This is a genomic window from Streptomyces sp. NPDC046716 (assembly GCF_040645755.1).
Taxonomy (GTDB): domain Bacteria; phylum Actinomycetota; class Actinomycetes; order Streptomycetales; family Streptomycetaceae; genus Streptomyces.
The window spans coordinates 13,096-38,211 of record NZ_JBEYYU010000002.1; the positions used below are offsets into that span (position 1 = coordinate 13,096).

Annotated in this window: 26 protein-coding genes; 8 read left to right on the plus strand and 18 right to left on the minus strand. The window is 70.3% G+C overall.

The genetic code is table 11. The features are described 5' to 3' along the window. Positions 1 to 11 precede the first annotated feature (11 nt). Positions 12 to 338 (minus strand): ATP/GTP-binding protein, encoded by a 327-nt coding sequence (locus ABZ930_RS01560; protein WP_361539685.1) that lies wholly within the window; start codon positions 336 to 338, stop codon positions 12 to 14. A 231-nt stretch (positions 339 to 569) separates the two neighbouring features. Here ABZ930_RS01560 and ABZ930_RS01565 point away from each other — a divergent pair, with 231 nt between their 5' ends. Beyond that, positions 570 to 1,604, plus strand: coding sequence for an LLM class flavin-dependent oxidoreductase (locus ABZ930_RS01565; RefSeq protein ID WP_361539688.1), 1,035 nt, complete (start codon positions 570 to 572; stop codon positions 1,602 to 1,604). Between the two features lie 100 nt (positions 1,605 to 1,704). On the opposite strand, the gene ABZ930_RS01570 is transcribed toward ABZ930_RS01565, so the two are convergent. Then, a complete protein-coding gene (locus ABZ930_RS01570; RefSeq protein ID WP_361539691.1) occupies positions 1,705 to 2,097 on the minus strand; it encodes an SCO5389 family protein in 393 nt (130 codons plus the stop codon). 294 nt (positions 2,098 to 2,391) lie between these two features. Here ABZ930_RS01570 and nucS point away from each other — a divergent pair, with 294 nt between their 5' ends. Then, entirely contained in the window at positions 2,392 to 3,063 is a 672-nt protein-coding gene (gene nucS, locus ABZ930_RS01575; protein WP_111668273.1) for an endonuclease NucS, read from the plus strand. 110 nt (positions 3,064 to 3,173) lie between these two features. Here the strand turns inward: nucS and ABZ930_RS01580 are convergent, their stop codons facing one another. The 4 genes from ABZ930_RS01580 to ABZ930_RS01595 all read right to left on the minus strand — a co-directional run bounded on the left by ABZ930_RS01580 (position 3,174) and on the right by ABZ930_RS01595 (position 8,016). Continuing rightward, positions 3,174 to 5,633 carry an ATP-binding protein gene (locus tag ABZ930_RS01580; protein ID WP_361539694.1) on the minus strand — a complete coding sequence of 820 codons (2,460 nt, stop codon included), beginning with the start codon at positions 5,631 to 5,633 and terminating at the stop codon, positions 3,174 to 3,176. A 246-nt stretch (positions 5,634 to 5,879) separates the two neighbouring features. Next, on the minus strand, positions 5,880 to 6,203 hold the full coding sequence (locus ABZ930_RS01585; RefSeq protein WP_111668275.1) for an STAS domain-containing protein: 324 nt from the start codon (positions 6,201 to 6,203) through the stop codon (positions 5,880 to 5,882). Positions 6,204 to 6,377: 174 nt separating this feature from the next. Further along, complete coding sequence (locus tag ABZ930_RS01590; RefSeq protein ID WP_361539697.1) at positions 6,378 to 7,229, minus strand: 3-hydroxyacyl-CoA dehydrogenase family protein; 852 nt, start codon at positions 7,227 to 7,229, stop codon at positions 6,378 to 6,380. 148 nt (positions 7,230 to 7,377) lie between these two features. Next, on the minus strand, positions 7,378 to 8,016 hold the full coding sequence (locus tag ABZ930_RS01595) for a TetR/AcrR family transcriptional regulator (RefSeq protein WP_361539700.1): 639 nt from the start codon (positions 8,014 to 8,016) through the stop codon (positions 7,378 to 7,380). A gap of 82 nt (positions 8,017 to 8,098) precedes the next feature. Here ABZ930_RS01595 and ABZ930_RS01600 point away from each other — a divergent pair, with 82 nt between their 5' ends. The 3 genes from ABZ930_RS01600 to ABZ930_RS01610 all read left to right on the plus strand — a co-directional run bounded on the left by ABZ930_RS01600 (position 8,099) and on the right by ABZ930_RS01610 (position 10,282). Then, positions 8,099 to 8,881 carry an ATP-binding cassette domain-containing protein gene (locus tag ABZ930_RS01600; RefSeq protein WP_361539703.1) on the plus strand — a complete coding sequence of 261 codons (783 nt, stop codon included), beginning with the start codon at positions 8,099 to 8,101 and terminating at the stop codon, positions 8,879 to 8,881. Positions 8,882 to 8,886: 5 nt separating this feature from the next. Then, positions 8,887 to 9,642 (plus strand): ABC transporter permease, encoded by a 756-nt coding sequence (locus tag ABZ930_RS01605; RefSeq protein ID WP_361540344.1) that lies wholly within the window; start codon positions 8,887 to 8,889, stop codon positions 9,640 to 9,642. A 67-nt stretch (positions 9,643 to 9,709) separates the two neighbouring features. After that, positions 9,710 to 10,282: a cob(I)yrinic acid a,c-diamide adenosyltransferase gene (locus ABZ930_RS01610; protein ID WP_361539706.1), complete on the plus strand. Its 573-nt coding sequence runs from the start codon at positions 9,710 to 9,712 to the stop codon at positions 10,280 to 10,282. Here the strand turns inward: ABZ930_RS01610 and ABZ930_RS01615 are convergent. Further along, complete coding sequence (locus ABZ930_RS01615; protein ID WP_361539709.1) at positions 10,279 to 11,781, minus strand: M4 family metallopeptidase; 1,503 nt, start codon at positions 11,779 to 11,781, stop codon at positions 10,279 to 10,281. The two genes, ABZ930_RS01610 and ABZ930_RS01615, sit on opposite strands and share 4 nt — an antisense overlap. A gap of 61 nt (positions 11,782 to 11,842) precedes the next feature. Then, positions 11,843 to 12,385, minus strand: a complete 543-nt coding sequence (locus ABZ930_RS01620) for a hypothetical protein (RefSeq protein WP_361539712.1) — start codon at positions 12,383 to 12,385, stop codon at positions 11,843 to 11,845. Between the two features lie 163 nt (positions 12,386 to 12,548). Here ABZ930_RS01620 and ABZ930_RS01625 point away from each other — a divergent pair, with 163 nt between their 5' ends. The 3 genes from ABZ930_RS01625 to ABZ930_RS01635 all read left to right on the plus strand — a co-directional run bounded on the left by ABZ930_RS01625 (position 12,549) and on the right by ABZ930_RS01635 (position 16,411). After that, positions 12,549 to 13,739, plus strand: coding sequence for a histidine kinase (locus ABZ930_RS01625; protein ID WP_361539715.1), 1,191 nt, complete (start codon positions 12,549 to 12,551; stop codon positions 13,737 to 13,739). After that, positions 13,736 to 14,371, plus strand: a complete 636-nt coding sequence (locus ABZ930_RS01630) for a response regulator transcription factor (RefSeq protein ID WP_361539718.1) — start codon at positions 13,736 to 13,738, stop codon at positions 14,369 to 14,371. The genes ABZ930_RS01625 and ABZ930_RS01630 overlap by 4 nt, the downstream gene beginning before the upstream one ends. A 168-nt stretch (positions 14,372 to 14,539) precedes the next feature. Continuing rightward, positions 14,540 to 16,411 (plus strand): glycoside hydrolase family 18 chitinase, encoded by a 1,872-nt coding sequence (locus tag ABZ930_RS01635; protein ID WP_361539721.1) that lies wholly within the window; start codon positions 14,540 to 14,542, stop codon positions 16,409 to 16,411. Between the two features lie 153 nt (positions 16,412 to 16,564). Here ABZ930_RS01635 and ABZ930_RS01640 read toward each other — a convergent pair whose 3' ends face one another. The 10 genes from ABZ930_RS01640 to ABZ930_RS01685 form a co-directional block, all read right to left on the minus strand. Next, positions 16,565 to 17,020, minus strand: coding sequence for a DUF2550 domain-containing protein (locus tag ABZ930_RS01640; RefSeq protein WP_361539724.1), 456 nt, complete (start codon positions 17,018 to 17,020; stop codon positions 16,565 to 16,567). A gap of 159 nt (positions 17,021 to 17,179) precedes the next feature. Continuing rightward, a complete protein-coding gene (locus ABZ930_RS01645) occupies positions 17,180 to 17,554 on the minus strand; it encodes a F0F1 ATP synthase subunit epsilon (protein ID WP_361539727.1) in 375 nt (124 codons plus the stop codon). Positions 17,555 to 17,669: 115 nt separating this feature from the next. After that, positions 17,670 to 19,106, minus strand: a complete 1,437-nt coding sequence (gene atpD / locus ABZ930_RS01650; RefSeq protein WP_351451303.1) for a F0F1 ATP synthase subunit beta — start codon at positions 19,104 to 19,106, stop codon at positions 17,670 to 17,672. Next, entirely contained in the window at positions 19,106 to 20,023 is a 918-nt protein-coding gene (locus tag ABZ930_RS01655) for a F0F1 ATP synthase subunit gamma (RefSeq protein ID WP_361539730.1), read from the minus strand. Before ABZ930_RS01655 ends, atpD begins: the two co-directional genes overlap by 1 nt. Before the next feature lie 20 nt (positions 20,024 to 20,043). After that, on the minus strand, positions 20,044 to 21,636 hold the full coding sequence (gene atpA, locus ABZ930_RS01660; RefSeq protein ID WP_361539733.1) for a F0F1 ATP synthase subunit alpha: 1,593 nt from the start codon (positions 21,634 to 21,636) through the stop codon (positions 20,044 to 20,046). Positions 21,637 to 21,747: 111 nt separating this feature from the next. Next, positions 21,748 to 22,569, minus strand: coding sequence for a F0F1 ATP synthase subunit delta (locus ABZ930_RS01665; RefSeq protein ID WP_361539735.1), 822 nt, complete (start codon positions 22,567 to 22,569; stop codon positions 21,748 to 21,750). Then, entirely contained in the window at positions 22,566 to 23,114 is a 549-nt protein-coding gene (locus ABZ930_RS01670) for a F0F1 ATP synthase subunit B (RefSeq protein WP_361539738.1), read from the minus strand. Before ABZ930_RS01670 ends, ABZ930_RS01665 begins: the two co-directional genes overlap by 4 nt. Positions 23,115 to 23,155: 41 nt before the next feature. Further along, positions 23,156 to 23,392, minus strand: coding sequence for an ATP synthase F0 subunit C (gene atpE / locus ABZ930_RS01675; RefSeq protein ID WP_361539741.1), 237 nt, complete (start codon positions 23,390 to 23,392; stop codon positions 23,156 to 23,158). A 70-nt stretch (positions 23,393 to 23,462) separates the two neighbouring features. Next, positions 23,463 to 24,233, minus strand: a complete 771-nt coding sequence (gene atpB, locus ABZ930_RS01680; protein ID WP_361540346.1) for a F0F1 ATP synthase subunit A — start codon at positions 24,231 to 24,233, stop codon at positions 23,463 to 23,465. Between the two features lie 273 nt (positions 24,234 to 24,506). Next, entirely contained in the window at positions 24,507 to 24,956 is a 450-nt protein-coding gene (locus ABZ930_RS01685) for a hypothetical protein (protein WP_361539744.1), read from the minus strand. Positions 24,957 to 25,116 lie beyond the last annotated feature (160 nt).

Below are 25,116 nucleotides of genomic sequence, written 5' to 3' on the forward strand. Positions count from 1 at the left end.
GGCGGGAGCCCTCAGTAGCGCGGCGCGTTCCGGGACCGCTGCACCTTCGTGGTGCGGCGGTCCTTCGCGTTCCAGCACGCCTTGTGCCAGTGGCGCCGGTCGTCCACGCCGCCGTACTGGGGCCAGGCCACGACATGGGCGACACCGGAGGCGATCTCCTGGTCGCACCCGGGGCAGCGGTAGGTCTTGCCGGCCGCGCTCGCGCCCGCGACGTGGCGCACGCTCCACTCCTCGCCCTGCCAGTGCTCGGAGGACTGGAACCCGCCGTAGCGCCGCCCCTCGTCGTCGCTGCTGCCTGACGATCCGCCGGCCTTGGGGCGGTTGCGACGCGGGGACACGGATCACCTCACGGGGTGCTGGTACGGAGCGGGGTCCGGACCAGCGTACGCCGACGGAGCTGCGGCGATCGGCGCTCACCACGTCCCCCACCGGCCCGCGGCAACCCCACCGGCACCGGCGCTCCGGAGAAAATCTGTCAATCTTCATGCCAAGCCGTGTCTTTGGCACTTGCCAACCGTTAATGCCTGCATGGGGAGTGCCCGCGTCGGCGCCAAGGAGGCAAAAACGCGATGCGCGTAGGAACTTTTGTACTGGCGGCCCAGTTCCCGGGTCAGGGGCAGGGGGAGGCCCTGCACCGGGCGGTGCGGTCGGCCGAGATCGCCGAGGAGGCGGGCCTGGACACGGCCTGGCTCGCCGAACATCATTTCGTGCCGTACGGGACCTGCCCGTCGGCCATCACACTGGCCGCGCTGCTGCTCGGCCGCACCCGCACCCTGCGGATCGGCACGGCCGTGAGCGTGCTGCCGACGGCGCACCCGGTGGCCCTGGGCGAGCAGGCGGCACTGCTGCACCTGACCTCGGGCGGGCGGTTCTCGCTCGGCGTGGGGCGCGGCGGGCCGTGGGTGGACCTGGAGGTCTTCGGCGCGGGACTCGAGGCGTACGAGTCGGGGTTCCCGGACTCGCTCGACCTGCTGCTGCGCTGGCTGCGCGAGTCCCATGTGGGGGGCGAGGACGGCCGGTTCGCGTTCCGCGAGGTGCCGGTGGTGCCCCGCCCGGCGGAGGCGATAGGCGACACGGACCCGGCGGGACCCGAGATCGTCGTCGCCTGTACGTCACCGAAGAGCGTGCGCACCGCCGCCGAGCGCGGCCTGCCGATGCTGCTCGGGATGCACTGCGGCGACGAGGAGAAGGCGGAGATGGTGGCACTGTGGCGCCGCTGCGCGCGCGAGGCCGGGCGTACGCCCGACGAGATCCTCTCCGCGCCCCATGTCTCCGCCGGGGTCGCCCAGATCGGCGACCGCGGCGCGGACGCGTCGGAGGCGCTCCTGAAGGCGATGCCAGGCTGGCTGAAACAAGGGCTGGACGCGCATGTGACGGTGGACGGCCGCGTACGCAAGATGCGGGATCCGCGCGCCTACACGGAGCTGCTGTGCCGTCTGCACCCGGTCGGCACCCCGCAGTTGTGCGCGGACCGGCTCGCCGCCACATCGGAGCGCACCGGCATCACACGCTTCGCGTTGCTCGTCGAGGGCTCGGGGGATCTCGCGGCGACGGAGGAGAACGTCCGCCGGCTGGGAGCCGAGGTTCTTCCGCAACTCGGCTGATCCCGCCCGTCGGTCGCCTTGAAGGTCCGGTGCCTGCCGCCCGTACAGATGCACCTCCCGCGCACGGGACGGCAGGCAAACCGATCCAAGGCGTAAGCCGTCAGCAGTCCCGCAGCTCCGGGGACTGGTTGAGCAGCTGGTTGCGGACCGAGGTGAAGCGGGCCAGCGTCTCGTCCACCGCCGGGGTCAGCGGGAAGACCGCGACCCGGTGGCAGTTCTGGAACGCGAGCCGGACACCGAAGTGCCGCTGCAGTGCGCCGCGAATCGCGTCACTTGCGAGCGCGCGCAGCAACTGCCCGCGCTCCTGCTCGCTGGGGGGCGGCGTCTCGTTGTCGGCGAACTCTCCGCCGTCAACCTTCAGCTGGGCCACCAGAGAGCTGATCATCTCCCATGCGTAAGGCAGGGAGGTCCGGACGCAGTCGACGAAGTCCGCTTCGTCAACCTCGCCTCGCTCGGCCTGTTCCAACAGTGCCGGTGAGACGTCGAGCGACATGGGTTCTCCTCTCGCACCCCCAGGGAGCGGGGGTTGACGGACAGGCCAAGAGCCCCCGGCACGCACGGCCCCTCGAACACTCAGCGTGCGCGCACCGCGACCTCCTGCTTCTACGGTAAGCAACGCTTCCGGAGCGCAACAGGGCGTACCGCGCACCGGTCGCACACAACCAGCCAATATCGAACGGGGTGCTTCTTGATAAAAGGGGCACCCGAAAGCGCTCGGACAGGGTGGCGCCGGGCGACCGGCGGGCGAAGTGCGGGGAGCGTCGGCAGTCGAGTAGCGTTGCCCACCATGCGTCTCGTCATCGCCCGCTGCTCCGTGGATTACGCGGGCAGGCTCACCGCCCATCTCCCGTCGGCCCCCCGTCTCATCCTCGTGAAGGCGGACGGCAGCGTCTCCATCCACGCGGACGACCGGGCCTACAAGCCCCTCAACTGGATGTCGCCGCCCTGCACCTTGAAGGAGGGCACGGGTGACGACGAAGGCACCTGGACCGTCATCAACAAGGCGGGCGAGAAACTGATCATCACGATGGAGGAGATCCTCCACGACTCCTCGCACGAACTCGGTGTCGATCCCGGCCTCATCAAGGACGGCGTGGAAGCACACCTTCAGGAACTCCTCGCGGACCGCATCGACACCCTCGGCGAGGGCTATACGCTGATCCGCCGCGAGTACATGACGGCGATCGGGCCGGTCGACATCCTGTGCCGGGACGCCGAGGGGCAGACCGTCGCCGTCGAGATCAAGCGGCGCGGCGAGATCGACGGCGTGGAGCAGCTCACGCGCTACCTGGAGCTGCTCAACCGCGACCCGCACCTCGCGCCGGTCCGCGGGGTCTTCGCGGCGCAGGAGATCAAGCCTCAGGCCCGGGTGCTGGCCACCGACCGGGGGATCGGGTGCACGGTGCTGGACTACGACGCCATGCGGGGTATCGAGGACGACAAGTTGCGGCTGTTCTAGGGCTCGGCCGCGAAAAGCCGCGGTCGCGTCTGCTCGGTCGATGAGCGGATGCGGCCGCGGCTTTCGTCGTGGTTGCCCGCGCAGTGCCTCGCTCCCCTCGCGGGGCGCTTCTACATCACGGTGTCGGACGCGCTCGGGGCGACGGGGTTGCTCGCCGTGTCGGTGGTCTCCGTGTCCGTCGGTGTCGGGTCCGTCGGGTCCGGGGTCGGCGACGGGGACGTCGGGTCGTCGCTCGGCGACGGGGACTTCGTCGGGGACTTCGTGGGCGACTTCGTCGGGGACTTCGTCGGCTTCTTGGTCGGGGACTTGGTCGGCTTGTCGGGCGACGTGGAGCCGCTCGGGGTGTCCGACGGCGTGCCGCTGGAGCTCTGGGACGGCGTCGGGTCGTCCGCCGTGCCCGGGACCCCGTCCGCGCCGGGATCGGCCGACGCCGACGCGGAGCCGGAACCGTCTCCGCCCTTGGCCGTGTCGTCGGCCTTGTCCGCGCCCAGCTCCCCGCCGCTCTCCCCCGCCGTCGCCGACGGATTGGTGTTGACCTTGTCGGACGGCGGCTCGTCGTTGTTCGAGAGGGTGCCGAGGGTGACGACCGTGCCCAGCACCGCCGCGAGCAGCGCGCCCGCGCCGGCCGCGACCATGTTGCGCCGGGCGCCGCTGACGACGGACCTGCGCGAGGGCGCCGTGCCGCCGCCGACCACGGTCGGGGCGGGCGCCGGCGGCCGGCTCACCAAGGTCTCGGCCTCGCCCGGCACTTCGGGCTTCGCGAACCCGGCGGCCACTCCGCCGGGCGGCGACTGCGACTCCTCGTACATCGCGTCGGGGACTTCCTCGCCGGCCGCCGTGCGGCCACCGGGCAGCGCGCCGCCGGAACGGTCCGCCACCAGGGCGAGGGCGCGCCGGCCGGCGATCGTGCCGCGCTTGTCGGCGAGGGCGCCGCGCAGGCCGATGGAGGCCTCCAGCTCGGCGCGGGCGCGGTCGAGCTGTCCTTCGAGCAGCGCGAGGATCCCCAGCTCGTGGTGGAAGTAGGCCTCTTCGGAGACCAGCCCGGCGATCCGTGCCGCCTCCTGCCCGGAGCGCAGCGCGCGCTCCCAGGCGCTCCAGGCGAGCCCGGCGGCGAACGCGGGCGCGGCCGCGCGGGCCAGCTCCACGGAGGCGGGCGTCTCGCCGTCGTCCGCCGACACCGGCACGAGGACGGCGAGCGCGGCGAGCAGGGCGTCGCTCTCGGCGGCGACCCGCTCGGGCCCGACCGACGGATGCCCGGCCCACCAGGCGTAGTGCAGGGCCGCGGTACGGGCCCGCTCGACGGCCTCGTCCCCGAACCCGGCGGCCTCCAACTGCACCTGGACACCGGCCGCGAGGCGGTAGCGGGAGCCGACCGCGGTGACGAGCGCGCTGGAGACCAGCTCGGCCAGGGCCGCGTCGGCGTGCTGGTCGCCCACGAGCGCCGGCAGATGCGCCTGGTGCGGGATCTCGCCGCCCAGCGCGACGGCGAACCGCAGGGTGGCGCGGGCCGAGCGGCTCAGCCGGGAGGCGAGCAGGGCTACGGGCGCGGCGCCCTCGGCGAGCGAGGGCAGCGGTACGTCCTGCCCCTCGGCGGAGTCGAAGGGCGCGTCCACCGGTGCGTCGGAGAAGTAGCCGAACTCCTCGAAGACGTCCGGATCGGCGCGCAGTTGGTCGACCTGCCGCAGCAGGGCGCCGGCCTGCGCGAACCGCAGCGGCAGCCCCTCGGACTCGAACCACAGGTCGCCGGCCCACTGGGCCTCGTCGTCGGTCAGCACCCGGCCGACGACGCGCTCCAGGAGTTCCAGGCTGCCGCCGCGGCCCAGGCCGCCGAGGAAGACCTCCTCCACGTGGGAGTCGGCCGACGGCGCGGCGACGTCGGGCGTCGCGGCGAGCAGGTAGGCGCACTCCGGAGTGGCTTCGAGGAGTTCGTCGAGCTGGGCGCCGCCGAACTCCAGGTCGTCCAGGACGACGACGGCGCCGACCTCGTGCACGAGTTCGCGCATCAGGGTGCGGTCGGGGCGGTGCAGCGGGGTGTTGTAGACGGCGCCGAACAGCTCGTGCAGCAGGTCGTCGGCCGAGCGGCGGTGGCCGGAGAGCCGGACGACGCCGTCAGGCGCGATGCCGAGGCAGTCCTCGGCGACCTGGTCGAGGAGCGCGGTGCGCCCGGATCCCGACGGTCCGGTGAGCCGTACGGAGCGCCCGCGCGCGAGGAGCCGTACGAGGCGCTCGCGGTCCTCCTGGCGCTCCAGGAGCGGCAGCCGGGGCAGTGCGGGCCCGGGCGGCAGCGGCGGCCGTGCGGCCCGCGCGCGGTCGGCGCGCTCGGTGTCGTCGAACTTGACGGGCCTGCCCGGGCGTTCCCCCGGCGGGCAGGGCTCGATCTCGCTGCCGTCGACAGGGTTGACGGTGAGGAGATGGTCGCCCGACACGAGCCGCACGGTGCGCGCGAGCGCGGGTGCCGGCTGGCCGAAGTCGGGCGGGACGGGCGACCGCGGGCGGCCGCCGTGCGCCGGTGTGCTGTCGTCTCGCCGATCCTGGCTGAAGTCTTCAGGTTCCCGGTTCGTCGGGTCCATGGTCAAAGCCCCCCAAAAGCGTGGTGTGCCGCTTGCCCCTCCCGGCCTGTGCACACTGCGCTGTCGCTTCTGGTCCGGTGCCCGCGAGGCGGGTACGTCATACCGCGGGCGACCGAACCCTAGACCTTGTCGCAGTATCTCCGAACAGCCGGGGTGCCGCGCCGTCCGAGACGTCACAGTCTCGTGAGGATTGTGGGCGCTTCCCCCAGGAATGAGTGATTCACACCTTCGAGGGGTGAACGTGCCTCACACGCGGGGCAGCGACTCGACTCCGATGCCGCCCTCGATGGCCAGGATCCGGTGCAGCCGGGTCGCGACCAGCAGGCGCTGCATGCGGTCCGGGACCCCGCGCAGGACGAGCCGTCGTCCACAGCGGCCGGCGCGCCGGTGGGCGCCCATGATGACGCCGAGTCCGGTCGCGTCCCACGAGTCCAGTTCGGACAGGTCGAGGACCAGGTCTCCGATGCCGTCGTCGACGGCGGTGTGCAGGACCGTACGGGCGTCCGCCGCGCTCCGGACGTCGAGGCGGCCCCCGACGACCAGCTCGGCGTGGTCGCCCCTGATGTGCATATGCGCTCCCCGTGCGATCAGTAGTGACGAGAGGTTTCCATGTGATCTGGGTATGTCACTGCAACTGACTGGCTCAAGGCGCCAGAAGTTGCCGTCTGTAAGCGAACCGATACCGAATTCACCCTGAGGGGTGATGTCGCGTCAGGCGGGGCCGGTTCAGCCCCGCTTGCCGGTTCAGCCGTGCTTGTAGAAGCCCTGCCCGCTCTTGCGTCCGATGTCACCGGCGTCCACCATCCGGCGCATCAGCTCCGGCGGCGCGAACTTCTCGTCCTGCGACTCGGTGTAGATGTTGCTCGTGGCGTGCAGCAGGATGTCGACGCCGGTGAGATCGGCCGTGGCCAGCGGGCCCATCGCGTGGCCGAAGCCCAGCTTGCAGGCGATGTCGATGTCCTCGGCGGTGGCGACGCCCGACTCGTACAGCTTCGCCGCCTCGACGACGAGGGCCGAGATGAGCCGGGTGGTGACGAAGCCCGCCACGTCGCGGTTGACGACGATGCAGGTCTTGCCGACGGACTCGGCGAACTCCCTCGCGGTGGCGAGGGTTTCGTCGCTCGTCTTGTAGCCGCGGACCAGCTCGCACAGCTGCATCATCGGCACGGGCGAGAAGAAGTGCGCACCGACGACGCGCTCCGGACGGTCCGTCACCGCCGCGATCTTGGTGATCGGGATGGCGGAGGTGTTCGACGCGAGCACCGTGTCGTCCCGCACGATCTTGTCGAGCGCGCGGAAGATCTCGTGCTTGATCTCCAGCTTCTCGAAGACGGCCTCGACGACGAGGTCGGCGTCGGCGGCCGCGTCCAGATCGGTGGTCGGGGTGATGCGGGCGAGAGCCGCCCCGGCGTCCTCGGCCGTCAGTTTGCCCTTGCTCACGAACTTGTCGTACGACGCCTTGATGCCGTCGGTACCCCGTGCGAGGGCTTCGTCGGTGACGTCGCGCAGGACGACGTCCCAGCCCGCCTGGGCAGAGACCTGGGCGATGCCGGACCCCATGAGACCGGCCCCGATGACGGCGAGCTTCCGTGCCACGTGCGACTCCCCTTACCGCGTACCCGCGTACCGCTTAACCACTGTTTACGTTGCTCTGTGGCGGACGATAGCGCCCGTGAGCGGGCATGTGGCGGTTAAGAGATGCGCGTCACGTCTCGAATGACGGACATCACACCGGCGGGCTCCATCAGGCGTCGCGCACCGCATAGTTGAGCACCTTTTCGCTCAGGAGTTCCTCTGCGCCGTCGAGAAGATCGAGCATCTCGCGGGAGACCTCGGCGGGTCTGCCGCCGGCGAGCATGCGGCGGCCGATGCCCGCCATGACCGTCTGGTGCACCCAGCCGATCTGGCCGGCGATCAGGTCCGGCAGCGGATCGTCGTCGGCCGCGCGCGTCTCCTGGCGCAGGGTCTCGGTGAGGTCGTCGTGGACCTCCTGCTGGATGGCCCACAGCCGGGAGCGCAGGGCGGGAGCGCCGTGCACCACCCGCATGAAGTCGCTGTAGCCGTCCATCAGGCCGACGCGCGGCGAGACCGACTCGATCTCCTCGCGCAGTTCGCGCAGCACGGCGACGGCCGCGGACTCCCCCGGGGCGCGCCCGCGCACCCAGCGCGACATCCGGTCGACGACCCCCTTGGAGCGGTCGAGGAACAGGTCCTCCTTGGCCGGGAAGTAGTTGTAGACCGTGTTCACGGAGACGTTCGCGGCGTCCGCGATCTCCGCGATGGTCACCGCGTCGAACCCGCGCTCCAGGAAAAGACCCGTCGCCACGTCCGAGATGTACTGCCTGGTCTGCCGCTTCTTCCGCTCCCTGAGCCCTTCCGCCATGCGCCGATCCTACGCGCTCAATGGCCTCACTGAAATTTTGGAGGCATTGCAAAATTTCAGTGACTCTGTTTTTCTGGCTCGCATGGCAGTCATCAGCGCGTCCGGGCTGGCCCGGACCTTCACGACCAAACGCGGGCCCGTCGAGGCCGTCCGCGGCATCGACCTGCGGGTCGAGCCCGGCGAGATCCTCGGTTTCCTCGGCCCGAACGGCGCGGGCAAGACCACGACCCTGCGGATGCTCACGACGCTGCTCCCGCCGACCGGCGGCGCGGCCACCGTCGCGGGCCACGATCTGGCGGGCGACCCGGCAGGCGTGCGCCGCGCGGTGGGTTACGTCGCCCAGTCAGGCGGCGTCGACCCGACCGTCTCCGTACGGGAGGAACTGGTCACGCAGGGCCGGCTCTACCGACTGACGAGGCACCAGGCCGTGGCCCGTGCCGAGGAGTTGGCGTCGGAGCTCGGCCTCACCGAGCTGCTGGAGCGCCGGACCGCCGCGCTCTCCGGCGGTCAGCGGCGCCGCCTCGACATCGCGCTGGGGCTCACCCACCGCCCCGCCGTCCTCTTCCTGGACGAGCCGACGACCGGGCTCGACCCGGGCAGCCGCGCCGACCTGTGGGACCTGGTGCGGCGGCTGCGCGACGAGCACGGCACCACCGTCTTCCTGACCACGCACTACCTGGACGAGGCCGACGCCCTCGCGGACCGGATCGTCGTGGTCGACAAGGGAGTCGTGGCCGCCGAGGGCACCCCGAGCGCGCTCAAGCTGAAGCACGGCGGGTCGATCGACGCGACGCTCCAGGAGACCTTTCTGGCGATCACCGGGCGCGGTCCCGCGCCGGTGGACACGACCCCGGTGGCGGTGTGAGCGACATGAAGACCCTCGCCGCGGACACCGCGCTGATCTTCGGCCGTTACGCGCGCCAGACCTTCTCCTCCAAGTTCCAGATGCTCTTCGGCGTCCTGATGCCGCTGCTCTACCTGCTCTTCTTCGGGCCGCTGCTCACCGGCCTGCCGCTGGGGTCGAGCGGCAGCTCGTGGCAGGTCCTGGTGCCCGGCCTGCTGCTCCAGCTCGGGGTGTTCGGGGCCGGGTTCGCCGGGTTCTCGGTGCTCATCGAGAAGAACTGGGGCGTGGTGGAGCGGATGCGGGTCACCCCGGTCAGCCGGCTCGCGCTGCTGCTCGGCCGCGTGCTGCGGGACACCGCGCTCTTCGTCCTCCAGGCCGTGCTGCTGGTCCTCGCCGCGCTGGCGATGGGGCTGCGGGCGCCGCTCGCCGGGATCCTGATCGGCTTCGGCTTCGTGGCCCTGCTCACGGTCTCCCTCGCCGCGCTCTCGTACGCCTTCGCGCTGCGGGTGAGCACGCCGCAGGAGTTCGGGCCCGCCGTCAACGCGCTGACCGTGCCGGCGATGCTGCTGTCGGGACTGATGCTGCCGATGACGCTGGCCCCGGGCTGGCTGGACGTGCTCTCGCACTTCCTGCCGGTGCGGTATCTGGTGGACGCGATGCGGGACGCGTACGTGGGTGAGTACGCGACGGCGCGGATGCTGTACGGGGTGCTGGTCGCGGTCGGCTTCGCGGTCTGCGCCGTGACGGTCGGCACACGTGTCTTCCGGCGGGCCGGAGCATAGGGGCAGCCCGAAGGGCTTCGTACAAGGGTGGTGGTGGGTGACGGGCGGGCATAACTACGCTGGTCGCATGGTCAATCTGACGCGCATCTACACCCGTACCGGAGACAAGGGCAGCACCGCCCTCGGCGACATGAGCCGCACCGCCAAGACCGATCTGCGGATCTCGGCGTACGCGGACGCCAACGAGGCCAACGCCGTCATCGGCACGGCCGTCGCCCTCGGCGGCCTGGACGAGGAGGTCGTCACGGTGCTCACGCGCGTACAGAACGACCTGTTCGACGTCGGTGCCGACCTGTCCACGCCGGTCGTGGAGAACCCCGAGTACCCGCCGCTGCGCGTCGAGCAGTTCTACGTCGACAAGCTGGAGGCGGACTGCGACCGGTTCAACGCGGAGCTGGAGAAGCTGCGCTCGTTCATCCTGCCCGGCGGGACCGCGGGCGCCGCCCTCCTGCACCAGGCGTGCACCGTGGTGCGGAGGGCCGAGCGGTCGACGTGGGCCGCCATGGAGGTGCACGGCGAGACGATGAACCCGCTGACGGCGACCTACCTGAACCGCCTCTCCGACCTGCTGTTCATCCTCGCCCGCACCGCGAACAAGGCGGTCGGGGACGTGCTCTGGGTGCCGGGCGGCGAGCGCTAGGGCGTGTCCGTGCCGGGCGCCGTGCGGGGCTCGGCGGACACCCCCTGGGCGAGCGGGACACCCACCGCGTCCCAGGCCGCGCGGACGGCCCTGCACTCGGCGCCGTCCGCGCCGTAGCGGGCGGCGGCGGCCCGCACGGTGGCCGTGGCCCAGGACGCGAAGTCCGGTGCGGGGCCGGGCAGTTCACCGGTGAGGGCGTCCCACCAGATGCGGCCCGCGCGCTCCCAGGCGTGGCCGCCGAGCTCGCTCGCGAGGCGGTAGAAGGCGTGGTTGGGAATGCCGCCGTTGATGTGGACGCCGCCGTTGTCGAGATCCGTCTCCCGGTACGCGTCCATGTGCGCGGGCTGCGGGTCCCTGCCCATCACCTCGTTGTCGTAGGCCGTGCCGGGGGCCCTCAGGGAGCGCAGCGCGTGGCCGCCGGGGCCCGGCACGATGAGGCCGTCGGCCAGCAGCCAGTCCGCGTCCTCGGCCCGCAGGCCGTCGGCGTACTGGCGGGTGAGCGTGGCCAGCACGTCCCGGATCGAGACGTCGAGGGCGCCCGACTGCCCCTCGAAGGGCAACCGCTCCAGCTCGCGCAGCCGCCACCAGCCCTCCGCGGTCACCACGTCGAAGTGGGCGAAGCCCCGGAAGAGTTCCCGGTCGCCGTCGCCGAGGACGATCAACTGCCCGTTCCACCAGCCGTTGTTGTACCGCCGGTCGTAGTGCACGACCGCCGCGAACGGGAAGCGCGAGGCATCGTCCTCGTCGATGTCGAGCACGTCGACGCCGAACCGGTCCATCGCCTCCAGCGCCTCGTACGCGGTCTCCACGGCGGGGTCCGCGCTCACCGCCGAGCCGGTCCAGCGCACCGGCCGCAGCCCGTCGAGCCGCTTGCCGCCGGCCGCGTCGAAGACCAGGTGCCGCACCAGATCGGAGGGGTCGGCGCCGGGCCGCACCTCCAGGCCCCCCTCGCGCACGACGTAGGCGGGGGCGCCCGGCACCGGCGGGACGCCGCCCCGGGGCACCAGCGCGACCGGGAGCATGCCGGGGCTCGCCACGATGTTGGCGGCCGCGCCCGGCTCCAGCGGCGCCGTCCACGCCTGGATCTGGTGCGCGGACATGTGGGCGACGGAGCCGACCTCCCGTATCGCGGTGATCAGCTGCCTGCACGCCTCGTGGACGAGCTCGTCCCGCTCGTCGCCCGACAGGTCGTTCGCGGCGACGGCCCTGGCCAGGTCCAGCGCCTCGTACCCCCGGTTGGCGCGCTCGAAGACGTCGCCGGAGCGCATCCGGGCGAGCACCGGGCTGTTGCTCTGCCAGGCGGTCTTCGACAGGGGCGGCGCCATCCACTGCCCGGTCTGCCGGAACTGCGCCACGGCGGAGCTGTCCCGGGTCAGTTCCGCGTACACCAGCCGGGCCGCCGTGCGCGCGGAGGCCCGATTGCGCAGCCAGGCCCCGGTGCCGGTGGCCGCGCTGCCGCCCACCGTGCCGACGAGCGCGGCCAGGAGCGTGCTGTCCATGCCCGCATCGTCGCCCCGGCACGGGCCGCCGCCCATGGCCCGGAGAGCGTATTTCCGCCGGTCACCGGTCGAGCGCGGGTGCCTTCTTCGGGAACAGCGTGTAGCTCACGGCGATGACCACGTTGATGCCGATGAGGAACAGCATGCGCTGCTGCCACTGGGTCAGGGACCCGGTGTCCCCGTCGTCGCCGACGTACCAGACCGCGCCCTGGAGCAGGACGAGGGCGATGACCGCGGCGAGCACCCAGCGCGCGGCCAGCTTCCACTCGTGGACCGCGCGGGCGGTGCCGTACTTGGGCGTGGACGGCGGCGGGCCGCCCGCGAAGCGGTGGGCGACCCGGACGTCGACCCACCGGACGGTGTAGTGGCCGAGCGCCACCGAGTAGCCGATGTAGACGGCGGCCAGGCCGTGCTTCCAGTCCGGTTCGGCGCCGTTCTTCAGGTCGATCGCGGTGACGACCAGCAGCAGCACCTCCAGAAGCGGCTCGCACAGCAGGACGGCGAGACCCGTGCGGGGCATCCGGGCCCCGTAGCGCAGGGCGAGTCCGGCGGCGAGCAGCACCCAGAAGGCGACCTCGCAGACGACGATGAGCGTGACGATCACGACGGGCTCCTCTCGTTCCCCGCTTCCAGCCTGGCCGCCGAACCGGGCGTGATCGTCGTCGTGGGTGACGAGACGGGACTGCATCCTTCGATGTACCGGCGGCCCGCGCGACGTCGTCCCAGGGCACCGTGCCCGGCGGCCCCGGTCCGTGTTGGATGGGGTCATGCACCTGCCGCTCCCCCGCCCGCCGCACCGCGACGACGTCCGGATCGCCGTGGCGGGCCTGCTGGGCGGGCTGCTGCTGTGGGGCATCGGCCTGCGCATGAGCACGGGCCGTCCGCTCGACGGGGCGTGGCCGCTGCTGCCGCTCGTCGCGATGGCGGGCCTGGAGCTGGTGCGCCGGACGCTGCCGTGGTGCGCGGTCGCGGCGGGCACCCTCGTGCTCGTCGCCGACCAGTGCACCTCGGGCAGCCTGGCGACGGTCCTGATGTACACGGACCTGGTCTACGCGGCCGTCCTGTACGGGAGCCCGGCGGCGGCCCGGCGCATCCCGGTGGCCAGCGGTCTGGTCACGGTCGCGGCGACGCTGGGCGCCCTGGCCGTGCTGCGACGCCCGGAGGCGCTGCTGATCGGGATCGCCGTGAGCCTGGTGACCCTCACCCCGGCCGCCACCGGAGTACTGGTCCGCAACCACCGAGAGACGGCGGCGGCCGAGCGGCTGCGGGCCGAACAGACCGCGCTGCTCGCCGAGATCGACCGGACCCAGGCGGTGACGGCGGAGCGCGCCCGGATGGCCCGCGAGCTGCACGACATGGTCGCCAACCACCTCTCCGCGATCGCGATCCACTCCACGGCCGCACTCTCCATCGACGACGCGGCGACCACCCGTACGGCGCTGGAGACGATCCGCGAGAACAGCGTCGACGGACTGGCCGAGATGCGCCGCCTGATCGGCATCCTGCGCGACGCGGGCGCCTCCGCCGAACCGGCCGCGGCACCGGCCCTGGACGGCCTGGGCGCCCTCGTCGAACAGTCCCGCGCGAACGGACTGGACGCGGAGCTGACCGTCACCGGCGCCACCACGGGACTGCCCGCGCCGGTCGGCCTCGCCGCCTACCGCATCGTCCAGGAGTCCCTCACCAACGCCCTCAAGCACGCCGCCCCCGGCCCCGTCACGGTCGAGGTCGCACGCGCGGCCGACCGGGTCGAGGTGCGGGTCACCAGCCCGTGCGGGGACCGGGACGGGCCGCGCGCCCCCGGCTCCGGTGCCGGGCTCGTCGGCATGCGCGAGCGCGCCGAACTGCTCGGCGGGACCTTCGACGCGGGCCCGCAGCCCGACGCCGGGCGCACCGTCTGGCGGGTGCGCGCGGCGCTGCCCCTGGAAGCCCCGGCCCCCGAAGGAGAACCCGCGTGATCCGCGTACTCGTCGCCGAGGACCAGTCCGCCGTACGGGCCGGGCTCGTCCTCATCCTGAACAGCGCGCCGGACATCGAGGTGGCCGGCGAGGCCGAGGACGGCGAGCAGGCGGTGGCGCTGGCCCGCGAGCTGCGGCCCGACCTGGTGCTGATGGACATTCAGATGCCGCGCCTCGACGGGGTTTCGGCCACCCGCGCGATCGTCGCCGAAGCCCTCGCGGACGTTCTCGTGCTGACCACCTTCGACCTCGACGCGTACGTCTTCGGGGCGCTGCGCGCGGGCGCCAGCGGCTTCCTGCTCAAGACCACCGAGGCCAAGGACCTCATCGAGGGGGTGCGGACCGTGGCGCGCGGCGAGGGGACGATCGCGCCGGCCGTGACCCGCCGGCTGATCGCCGAGTTCGCGTCGGGTCCGCGACACGCGCCCGCGCCGCCGGAGTTGGCGACCCTCACCCGGCGCGAGCACGAAGTCCTCCGCCGCCTGGGCGAAGGGCTCTCCAACGCGGAGATCGCGGACCGCCTCGACATGGCGGAGGCCACGGTGAAAACCCACGTCAGCCGCCTTCTCGGCAAGCTGGGGCTGCGCAGCCGGGTGCAAGCCGCGGTGCTGGCGCAGGAGTTGGGCCTGTAGGCCGCGCCGCAGGTTGGCCGAAATCCGTAATTGGTTTAGACCTTGACCGATGGTCCAGACCTTTCTATTCTCACCGCACTGCGGTGAGCACACCCCCCACTCCTGGTGCTCATGGGCGTCGCAGGGATCCACCCCCTTCACGGACCCCGGAACCCCGAGGAGCACCCCATGCGCTCGACCGACGTACCCAGAAAGCGGCTGCGGCACAGATTCACCGCCGCCCTCGCCACACTCGTCCTCCCCGCCGCGGGCCTCACCGCCGTCACGGCCCTCGCGACGCCCTCCCAGGCCGCCGCCGCGGCCAGCGCCGTCACCGCCACCTACGCCAAGACCCAGGACTGGGGCACCGGCTTCGAGGGCAAGTGGACGATCAAGAACGGCGGCACCACGGCCATCAGTTCGTGGGCCGTCGAGTGGGACTTCCCCTCCGGTACGAAGGTGACCTCGGCCTGGGACGCCACCGTCACCAACTCCGCCGACCACTGGACCGGCAAGAACCTCTCCTGGAACGGGTCGCTCGCCCCCGGCGCCTCGATCTCCTTCGGCTTCAACGGCTCCGGCGCCGGCGCCCCCACCGGCTGCAAGATCAACGGCGCCTCCTGCGACGGCGGCGACGTCCCCGGCGACGCGGCCCCCTCCGCGCCCGGCACCCCGACCGCCTCCGCCATCACCGACACCTCGGCGAAGATCTCCTGGTCGGCCGCCACGGACGACAAGGGCATCAAGAACTACGACGTCCTGCGCGACGGCGCCAAGGTCGCGACGGTGACGGGGACCTCGTACTCCGACAGCGGCCTGACTGCGGGCACCGACTACTCGTACACCGTCCAGGCCCGCGACACCGCCGACCAGACCGGCCCCGTCTCCGGCTCGGTCAAGGTCCACACCACTGGCGGCGGCACCGACCCGGGCAACCCGGGCGGCGGCGGCAACGTCAAGATGGGGTACTTCACGGACTGGGGCGTCTACGGCCGCCAGTACTACCCGAAGAACCTGGAGACCTCCGGCTCGGCCGCGAAGATCACGCACATCAACTACGCGTTCGGCAACGTGCAGAACGGCCAGTGCACGATGGGCGACTCCTACGCCGACACGGACATGGCCTACACCGCGGCCAACTCCGTCTCCGGCGTCGCCGACACCTGGGACCAGCCGCTGCGCGGCGCCTTCAACCAGCTGCGCCAGCTCAAGGCCAAGCACCCGAACCTGAAGATCCTCTGGTCCTTCGGCGGCTGGACCTGGTCCGGCGGCTTCGGCCAGGCCGCGCAGAACCCGGCCGCGTTCGCCGACTCCTGCTACAAGCTGGTCGAGGACCCGCGCTGGGCCGATGTCTTCGACGGCATCGACATCGACTGGGAGTACCCCAACGCCTGCGGTCTGTCCTGTGACACCTCCGGCCAGGACGCCCTGAAGAAGCTGACGACGGCCCTGCGCGCCAAGTTCGGCTCCTCCAACCTGGTCACCGCCGCCATCACCGCCGACGGTTCGGCCGGCGGCAAGATCGAGAAGAACGACTACGCGGGCGCTGCCCAGCCTCTCGACTGGTACAACGTCATGACCTACGACTTCTTCGGCGCCTGGGCCGCCAAGGGTCCGACGGCCCCGCACTCCCCGCTCACCTCGTACTCCGGCATCCCGCAGTCGGGCTTCACCTCGGCCGACGCGATCGCCAAGCTCAAGGCGCAGGGCGTCCCGGCCGCCAAGCTGCTGCTCGGCATCGGCTTCTACGGCCGCGGCTGGACCGGCGTCACGCAGAAGGAGCCGGGCGGCACCGCCACGGGTCCGGCCGCCGGCACGTACGAGCAGGGCATCGAGGACTACAAGGTCCTGAAGACCAAGTGCCCGTCGAACGGCACCGTGGCCGGCACGGCCTACGCCTTCTGCGGCTCGGACTGGTGGTCCTACGACACCCCGGCGACGATCGGCTCCAAGATGAGCTGGGCGAAGTCGCAGGGTCTGGGCGGCGCGTTCTTCTGGGAGTTCTCGGGAGACACGGCCAACGGTGAACTGGTCACCGCGGTGGCCAACGGCCTGAAGTAGGCCCCCCAGCGAAGCCGGGCCCACGGGAACGCCCCCCGTGCGCCCGGCTTCTTCATGTGCGGCACAGAAAAAGCGCCCCTGAACGAGCGAAGCTCGCTCCAGGGGCGCGGGGAACTGCGCGACCGGCCACGACGAACCCGCGGCCGAGAACGCTCAGGCCACATTGACCCGCTGCCCGGGCGGCGCCGCCTCCAGCCACGCCAGGAAACCGGTCAGCGCGTCCTCGCTCATGGCCAGCTCCAGCCGGGACCCGCGATGCGTACAGGCCAGCACGATGGCGTCGGACAGGAGCGCCAGCTCCTCCTCGCCCTCGGGCGCCCGGCGCCCGGTCACCTCGATCGCCGCCCGCTCCAGAATCCGCCGGGGCCGAGGCGCGTACGAGAACACCCGGAACCACTCGATCCGGTCACCGTTGTAGCGCGCGATGCCGTATCCCCACCCCTTGCCGGAGGTGTCCACGGCATCCGCCGCGGGAGCGTCCCACCGCAGCGAGCAGTCGAAGGTGCCGCCCGAGCGCTGGATCAGCCGCCGCCGCAGCCCGAAGACGAACAATCCCAGCAGTACGAGTACGACGACCGCGACTACGCACAGCACGAGAACGAGGACCATCTGCACCGACCTCCTCGTCTCTCAAGGAACTTCTCGACCGATCAAACGCCTGATAACGGAACAGCAAAAACGGGTGGAGATCGCCTCAGCCGCGACCCGGTCCGGAGAGCGATCTCCGGCCTGGGCCGCGGCTGAGGTACGTCATAGGGCTCGCTGGGGTCAGCGCGCCGCCACCGCACGCAGACGGACGTCGGCGCGACGCTCGGCGGACGCGTCGGCGTCCGACTTCGCGCGCTCCAGCGCCCGCTCCGCCCGCTGGACATCGATCTCGTCCGACAGCTCGACGATCTCGGCCAGCAGCGACAGCTTGTCGTCCGCGAACGAGATGAAGCCGCCGTGGACAGCTGCCACGACCGTTCCACCGTCGCTCGTGCGGATCGTCACCGGGCCCGACTCCAGCACACCGAGCAGCGGCTGGTGACCGGGCATGACGCCGATGTCGCCGGACGTGGTACGCGCGACGACCAGGGTGGCCTCGCCGGACCAGACACTACGGTCCGCGGCGACGAGCTCGACGTGCAGCTCAGCAGCCAAGGTGGGCTCCTCGGGTCACCACCCGGCGGCATCCGCTGCCGGGTGTTGGGTCAAAGTCTAGTGGGCGTTGCGGGAGGGCCGGGACACGCCCCGGCCCTCCCATGAGCTACGAGGCTCAGGAGACGCCGAGCTCCTTGGCGTTGGCCTTGAGGTCCTCAATGCCACCGCACAGGAAGAACGCCTGCTCCGGGAAGTGGTCGTACTCGCCGTCGATGATCGCGTTGAAGGCCGTGATCGACTCGTCCAGCGGGACGTCCGACCCGTCGACGCCGGTGAACTGCTTGGCGACGTGGGTGTTCTGCGACAGGAAGCGCTCCACGCGACGGGCGCGGTGGACAGTGAGCTTGTCCTCCTCGCCGAGCTCGTCGATACCGAGGATCGCGATGATGTCCTGGAGGTCCTTGTACTTCTGGAGGACCGTCTTCACACGCATGGCCGTGTTGTAGTGGTCCGCCGCGATGTAGCGCGGGTCCAGGATGCGGGACGTGGAGTCCAGCGGGTCCACGGCCGGGTAGATGCCCTTCTCGGAGATCGGACGGGAGAGAACCGTCGTCGCGTCGAGGTGGGCGAACGTGGTGGCCGGGGCCGGGTCGGTCAGGTCGTCCGCGGGGACGTAGATCGCCTGCATCGAGGTGATCGAGTGACCACGGGTCGACGTGATGCGCTCCTGGAGGAGACCCATCTCGTCGGCCAGGTTCGGCTGGTAACCCACGGCGGACGGCATGCGGCCGAGCAGCGTGGAGACCTCGGAACCGGCCTGCGTGAAGCGGAAGATGTTGTCGATGAAGAACAGCACGTCCTGCTTCTGCACATCGCGGAAGTACTCCGCCATGGTCAGACCCGCGAGGGCCACGCGCAGACGGGTGCCCGGCGGCTCGTCCATCTGACCGAAGACAAGGGCGGTCTTGTCGATGACGCCCGAGTCGGCCATCTCCTCGATGAGGTCGTTGCCCTCACGGGTGCGCTCACCGACGCCGGCGAACACGGAGACACCGTCGTGGTTGTTGGCGACGCGGTAGATCATCTCCTGGATGAGCACCGTCTTGCCGACGCCGGCACCACCGAACAGGCCGATCTTTCCACCCTTGACGTACGGGGTGAGAAGGTCGACGACCTTGATGCCGGTCTCGAACATCTCGGTCTTCGACTCGAGCTCGTCGAAGTTCGGAGCCTTGCGGTGGATGCCCCAGCGCTCGCCCGTGTACTGCTCGTCCGTGTTCAGCACCTCGCCGAGGGTGTTGAACACCTTGCCCTTGGTGAAGTCACCGACGGGAACGGTGATGGAGGCACCGGTGTCGGTCACCGGGGCCTGGCGGACCAGACCGTCGGTGGGCTGCATGGAGATCGCGCGGACCAGGCCGTCACCGAGGTGCTGGGCGACCTCGAGCGTCAGGGTCTTCTGCTCGCCGTCCTTGGCCGGGTCGGCCACCTGGACGTGCAGGGCGTTGTAGATGTCCGGCATCGCGTCGACGGGGAACTCCACGTCGACGACCGGGCCGATGACCCGGGCGACGCGGCCCGTGGCAGCGGCCGTCTCAACAGTGGTCGTCATTACTTGTCACTCCCCGCGGTCGCGTCGGCCAGGGCGCTGGCGCCACCGACGATCTCGCTGATTTCCTGGGTGATTTCGGCCTGGCGGGCCGCGTTGGCAAGACGGGAGAGCGTGTTGATCAGCTCGCCCGCGTTGTCGGTCGCCGACTTCATCGCGCGGCGCGTGGCGGCGTGCTTGGAGGCAGCCGACTGGAGCATCGCGTTGTAGATACGGCTCTCGACGTAGCGCGGCAGCAGGGCGTCGAGGACGTCCTCCGCCGACGGCTCGAAGTCGTACAGCGGAAGGATCTCGTCCTTGGACGCCGACTCCTCCGCCACCTCTTCGAGGCTGAGCGGCAGCAGACGGCTGTCGACCGCCGACTGCGTCATCATCGAGACGAACTCGGTGTAGACGATGTGGAGTTCATCCACGCCGCCCTCCGCCGTCTCCTTCTCGATGGCCTCGATCAGCGGGCCCGCGACCTTCTTGGCGTCCGCGTACGTGGGCTCGTCGGTGAAGCCCGACCACGACTCCGCGACCTTGCGCTCGCGGAAGTTGTAGTGGGCCAGACCGCGGCGGCCGACGATGTACGTGTCGACCTCCTTGCCCTCGGCCACGAGCCGCTCGGTGAGCTGCTCCGCGGCCTTGATCGCGTTCGAGTTGAAGGCGCCGGCCAGACCGCGGTCGCTCGTGAGGAGCAGAACCGCGGAGCGGGTCGGCGTCTCGGCCTCGGTCGTCAGCGGGTGCTTGGTGTTCGACCCGGTCCCCACCGCCGTGACCGCGCGCGTCAGCTCGGTCGCGTACGGCGTGGAGGCCGCCACCTTGCGCTGCGCCTTGACGACGCGCGAGGCGGCGATCATCTCCATCGCCTTGGTGATCTTCTTGGTCGCGGTGACGGATCGGATGCGACGCTTGTAGACCCGGAGCTGGGCTCCCATGAGTCAGGTCCCTTCCGTCGTCACTTACCGGCGGCGGCCGGAGCGTCCTCGCCGAGAAGCTTCCCGTCCGAGGTCTCGAACTGCTTCTTGAACTCGACGATGGCGTCGGCAACAGCGGTGAGGGTGTCGTCCGACATCTTGCCGCCCTCCTTGATGGAGGTCATCAGGCCCTGCTCCTTGCGGTGCAGGTGCTCGAGGAGCTCCTTCTCGAAGCGGCGGATGTCGGCGACCGGAACGTCGTCCATCTTGCCGGTGGTGCCGGCCCAGACGGAGACGACCTGGTCCTCGGTCGGCATCGGCTGGTACTGAGCCTGCTTGAGCAGCTCGACCAGACGCTGACCGCGCTCCAGCTGCGACTTCGACGCGGCGTCCAGGTCGGAACCGAAGGCGGCGAACGCCTCCAGCTCGCGGTACTGGGCCAGGTCCAGACGCAGACGGCCGGAGACCTGCTTCATCGCCTTGTGCTGCGCGGAACCACCGACTCGGGAGACGGAGATACCGACGTTCAGCGCGGGGCGCTGACCGGCGTTGAAGAGGTCCGACTCCAGGAAGCACTGGCCGTCGGTGATGGAGATGACATTGGTCGGGATGAACGCGGAGACGTCGTTGGCCTTCGTCTCGACGATCGGCAGACCCGTCATCGAACCGGCACCGAGGTCGTCCGAGAGCTTCGCGCAGCGCTCGAGCAGACGCGAGTGCAGGTAGAAGACGTCACCCGGGTAGGCCTCGCGCCCCGGCGGGCGGCGCAGCAGCAGGGACACGGCGCGGTAGGCGTCGGCCTGCTTCGAGAGGTCGTCGAAGATGATGAGGACGTGCTTGCCCTCGTACATCCACTGCTGGCCGATGGCCGAGCCGGTGTACGGCGCCAGGTACTTGAAGCCGGCCGGGTCGGACGCCGGGGCGGCGACGATGGTCGTGTACTCCAGCGCGCCGGCCTCTTCCAGGGCACCACGCACGGAGGCGATGGTGGAACCCTTCTGACCGATGGCGACGTAGACGCAGCGGACCTGCTTCGACGGGTCGCCGGTGCGCCAGTTGTCACGCTGGTTGATGATCGTGTCGACGGCCAGGGCGGTCTTGCCGGTCTGACGGTCACCGATGATCAGCTGACGCTGGCCACGGCCGATCGGGGTCATCGCGTCGACGGCCTTGTAGCCGGTCTCCATCGGCTCGTGCACCGACTTGCGCTGCATGACCGTGGGGGCCTGCAGCTCAAGGGCGCGGCGGCCGGACGTCTCGATGTCGCCGAGGCCGTCGATCGGGTTGCCGAGCGGGTCGACGACGCGACCCAGGTAGCCCTCGCCGACGCCGACGGACAGGACCTCGCCGGTACGCGTGACCGGCTGGCCCTCCTCGATGCCGCTGAACTCACCGAGGACGATGGCGCCGATCTCGCGCTCTTCCAGGTTGAGCGCGAGGCCGAGGGTGCCGTCCTCGAACTTCAGCAGTTCGTTGGCCATGGCCGAGGGGAGACCCTCGACCTTCGCGATGCCGTCGCCGGCAAGGGTGACCGTACCGACCTCCTCGCGCGAGGCCGCGTCCGGCTTGTACGCCTGGACAAAGTTCTCCAGCGCGTCCCGGATCTCCTCCGGCCGGATCGTGAGCTCCGCCATCTGGGTTCCCTGCTCTCCTTGTTGGGCCCGAAGTGTTCTTGGGGTCTGGGGTCAGCCCCCAGGAATCCTCTGCACGGCCCAACTAGGGCCGTAGTCGTACTAGGTGAGGTGTCAGCCGGCCATGCGGCGGCTGGCGTCCTCGATGCGGTCCGCGATGGAGCCGTTGATGACCTCGTCGCCGACCTGCACCTTGATCCCGCCGAGGACCTCGGGGTCCACGTCCAGGTTCAGGTGCATCTGACGCCCGTAGAGCTTCGCGAGGGCCTGGCCCAGGCGCTGCTTCTGCTGGTCGGTCAGCGGCACCGCCGTCGTGACGACGGCCACCATGCGCTCCCGGCGCTCGGCGGCCAGCTTGGAGAGGGACTCGAGTCCCCCTTCAAGGCTACGTCCACGCGGCACGGTCACAAGACGCTCGACGAGGCGCTCGGTGGTGGGCTTGGCCCGCCCGCCGAGAAGCTGCTTGACGAGGTCGCCGCGCAGCTTGCCCGAGGCGCCCTTGTCGGTCAGCGCGGAACGGAGCTCGGTGTTGGAGGAGACGATCCGGTCGAACCGGAACAGCTCGTCCTCGACGTCGTCGAGCTCGCCGCTCTTCTGCGCCGCGGTGAGGTCCGCGGTGTTGGCCAGCTCCTCCAGGGAGTCGACCAGGTCGCGCGAGGCCGACCACCGGGAGCGGACCAGACCGGACACCAGGTCGACGGCTTCGCCGCTGACCTGGCCGCCGAGCAGCCGGCCCGCGAGCTCGGCCTTGGCCTCGGCGGCCTGCGCCGGGTCGGTGAGAACCCGGCGCAGCGAGACCTCGCGGTCCAGCAGCGCCGTCACCGCGGCCAGGTCGCCGGCGAGCGTCTTGGCGTCGACCGACGTGGAGTCGGTCAGCGCGTCCAGACGCTCACGCGCGGCGGCGAGGGCCTCGCGGCTCGCTCCGTGGGCGGTCATCGAGCAGCCTCTGCCTTCTCCTCGAGCTCACCGAGGAAGCGGTCGATCGTGCGCGACTGCCGGGCGTAGTCGTCCAGCGACTCGCCGACCAGCTTGCCGGCCAGGTCGGTGGCCAGCTGGCCGACGTCCTGACGCAGCGACTGAGCGGCGGCCTTGCGGTCGGCCTCGATCTGGGCGTGGCCCGCGGCGATGATCTCCTCACGCTGCCGCTGGCCTTCCGCGCGCATCTCGGCGATGAGCGTGGCGCCCTGCTCCTGCGCCTCCTGGCGCAGCCGCGCGGCCTCGTGCCGGGCCTCGGCGAGCTGAGCCTTGTACTGCTCGAGCACGCTCTGGGCTTCGGTCTGGGCGGCCTCGGCCTTCTCGATACCGCCTTCGATCAGCGCGTGACGCTCTTCCAGCACCTTGTTGATGCGCGGGAGGAGCTTCTTGGCGAAGAAGAAGAAGACGATGGCGAAGGCAAGGGTGCCGACGAGCAGCTCGGGACCGGGCGGGATGAGCGGGTTCTGCTCCTCCTCGGCCGCGAGTGCAACCAGGTTGGCGATCACATCAGTGCCTTTCGTCGAACTTGGCTATTCGTCTGCGGCTGTCAGGAGCCGTAGACGAACGGCATGACGATGCCGATGAGGGCGAGCGCCTCACAGAAGGCGAAGCCGAGGATCTGGTTGGCGCGGATCAGGCCGGCGGCCTCAGGCTGGCGAGCGAGGGCCTCGGTGCCCTTACCGAACACGATGCCGACGCCGATGCCCGGGCCGATGGCGGCGAGACCGTAGCCGATGGAGCCGAGGGCCTTGATGTCGCCAGTGAGAGCGGCAAGAGTCTGCATGCCAGTTCTTCCTTCTCTTTCATGGACCGGTGGGGGTTGGCCACCGGGCGCTTAGGGGTGTTGGGGGTGCTCAGTGATGCTCGGCGAGAGCACCCTGGAGGTACGAGCAGGCGAGGAGCACGAAGACGTACGCCTGGACAGCCTGCACGAAGAGTTCGAAGAGGATCATCGCCATGGTCATCACGAAGGAGACACCGGCGGCAGGGATCATCCAGCTGTTCAGCAGGTACCAGGAGGCGACGGTGAACATCACCAGCATCAGGTGACCGGCGAACATGTTGGCGAAGAGTCGCACCGCGTGCGTGAAGGGACGCACCAGCAGGTTCGAGAAGAACTCGATGAACGAGACCAGCCACTTGATCGGGCCGAGCGAGTCGTCGTAGCCGGTGATGTTCTTCCAACCGCCCACGAAGCCATGGCGCTTGAAGGTCAGCGGCACCCAGATCAGGTAGACGATGACCGCCAGGACCACCGGGTACGCGAAGACCGACGCGACCGGGAACTGGGCCAGCGGGATCACGGACCAGATGTTCATGATCCAGATGAAGAAGAACAGCGAGACCATCAGCGGGACGTACTTCTCGCCGTCCCGCTTGCCCATCGTCTCGTACACGATGCCGCGGCGGACGAAGTCGTATCCGGCCTCACCGATCATCTGGACCTTGCCCGGCACGACCTTCGCCTTGCCGAACGCCACGTAGAAGAAGGTGACGACGACCAGGCTGGTGAGCAGCGCCAGCAGCATCACCTTGTTGAACTCGAACCCGCCGACCGTGAAGATCGGCTGGAAGAGGAAGGAGTGCAGGCCCGGCGCCGGGAAGCCACACCCGTTGTCGGACATGATCCGACAGCTCCAGTCAAACGCGAGCTGGGTCGTGTCAGCACTCACCGCGGGCTCCTTCGGCGTGACGCATAAGTACGGCAACCTCGTTGTGTCGGTGCGGCGCGCAGCCGCGGGTCGGCACCGGTCTGGTGTTTCGGGTGTGGGGGCGGCGGGAAGGCTTTGAGCCTCGCGATCGTGCAGGCGTCAGCTCACATGCCCGCGCCAGCGATGCCGCAGTTGGCACCGGACGATAGCAGGACATCGAACGAGCACTTATCCCGGGCCTACCCCTCACGACGAAGACCCGGTCTTTTCTGAGCTCTCGCTCTTCGCCGAGTCCTTCGCCGCGTCGGGATCGATGTAGAGGATCTTCGCCTTGAGATAGGCGCGGGCCTGGAAGCCCATCCACACGATGGTCGCGGCAACGAGCGTGACAGCGAAGGCCTTGGGGTTGAACAGCGTGGTGTCCTTGAAGACTCCCACAAAGATCAGGAGCAGCAGCAGCTGGGCGACGTAGACCATCATGCCCATCGCCTGGAACAGCTGCGGAAGCTTCTTCGCCGTCCACTGAAGCGCGAGCTGCCCGATCCCCATGAAGGCGATGACCACCACCGCACCGATGACCGCTCCGAGAGCACCCTTGCCGCCCGCGACCACACCACTGATCACCGCGGCGATCACGCCGGCGATGGCGGTGGGTACGACAGCTTGAAGAAGGGTCCGTGCGTCGGTGGACGGCATGGCGGCAGCTCCGCTAATTGATGGGGGCAGGGTGTCGTCATGGACGAGCGTAGTCCGGGGCCGAGAGGGAACTTCGGGCCAAGGGACCGTCGCACTCCGGTCTTTCGGCTCTATCCCCGGGTTTCGTGAACGGTATCACAAACTATTTGATGCGGTCTTT

Bases quoted from the DNA above. Each gene is read 5' to 3' on its own strand.
- ABZ930_RS01565 (WP_361539688.1), top strand. From the start codon at position 570: ATGCGCGTAGGAACTTTTGTACTGGCGGCCCAGTTCCCGGGTCAGGGG.
- ABZ930_RS01570 (WP_361539691.1), bottom strand. From the start codon at position 2,097: ATGTCGCTCGACGTCTCACCGGCACTGTTGGAACAGGCCGAGCGAGGC.
- nucS (WP_111668273.1), top strand. From the start codon at position 2,392: ATGCGTCTCGTCATCGCCCGCTGCTCCGTGGATTACGCGGGCAGGCTC.
- ABZ930_RS01580 (WP_361539694.1), bottom strand. From the start codon at position 5,633: ATGGACCCGACGAACCGGGAACCTGAAGACTTCAGCCAGGATCGGCGA.
- ABZ930_RS01585 (WP_111668275.1), bottom strand. From the start codon at position 6,203: ATGCACATCAGGGGCGACCACGCCGAGCTGGTCGTCGGGGGCCGCCTC.
- ABZ930_RS01595 (WP_361539700.1), bottom strand. From the start codon at position 8,016: ATGGCGGAAGGGCTCAGGGAGCGGAAGAAGCGGCAGACCAGGCAGTAC.
- ABZ930_RS01600 (WP_361539703.1), top strand. From the start codon at position 8,099: ATGGCAGTCATCAGCGCGTCCGGGCTGGCCCGGACCTTCACGACCAAA.
- ABZ930_RS01605 (WP_361540344.1), top strand. From the start codon at position 8,887: ATGAAGACCCTCGCCGCGGACACCGCGCTGATCTTCGGCCGTTACGCG.
- ABZ930_RS01610 (WP_361539706.1), top strand. From the start codon at position 9,710: ATGGTCAATCTGACGCGCATCTACACCCGTACCGGAGACAAGGGCAGC.
- ABZ930_RS01615 (WP_361539709.1), bottom strand. From the start codon at position 11,781: ATGGACAGCACGCTCCTGGCCGCGCTCGTCGGCACGGTGGGCGGCAGC.
- ABZ930_RS01625 (WP_361539715.1), top strand. From the start codon at position 12,549: ATGCACCTGCCGCTCCCCCGCCCGCCGCACCGCGACGACGTCCGGATC.
- ABZ930_RS01635 (WP_361539721.1), top strand. From the start codon at position 14,540: ATGCGCTCGACCGACGTACCCAGAAAGCGGCTGCGGCACAGATTCACC.
- ABZ930_RS01640 (WP_361539724.1), bottom strand. From the start codon at position 17,020: ATGGTCCTCGTTCTCGTGCTGTGCGTAGTCGCGGTCGTCGTACTCGTA.
- atpD (WP_351451303.1), bottom strand. From the start codon at position 19,106: ATGACGACCACTGTTGAGACGGCCGCTGCCACGGGCCGCGTCGCCCGG.
- ABZ930_RS01655 (WP_361539730.1), bottom strand. From the start codon at position 20,023: ATGGGAGCCCAGCTCCGGGTCTACAAGCGTCGCATCCGATCCGTCACC.
- atpA (WP_361539733.1), bottom strand. From the start codon at position 21,636: ATGGCGGAGCTCACGATCCGGCCGGAGGAGATCCGGGACGCGCTGGAG.
- ABZ930_RS01665 (WP_361539735.1), bottom strand. From the start codon at position 22,569: ATGACCGCCCACGGAGCGAGCCGCGAGGCCCTCGCCGCCGCGCGTGAG.
- atpE (WP_361539741.1), bottom strand. From the start codon at position 23,392: ATGCAGACTCTTGCCGCTCTCACTGGCGACATCAAGGCCCTCGGCTCC.
- atpB (WP_361540346.1), bottom strand. From the start codon at position 24,233: ATGTCCGACAACGGGTGTGGCTTCCCGGCGCCGGGCCTGCACTCCTTC.
- ABZ930_RS01685 (WP_361539744.1), bottom strand. From the start codon at position 24,956: ATGCCGTCCACCGACGCACGGACCCTTCTTCAAGCTGTCGTACCCACC.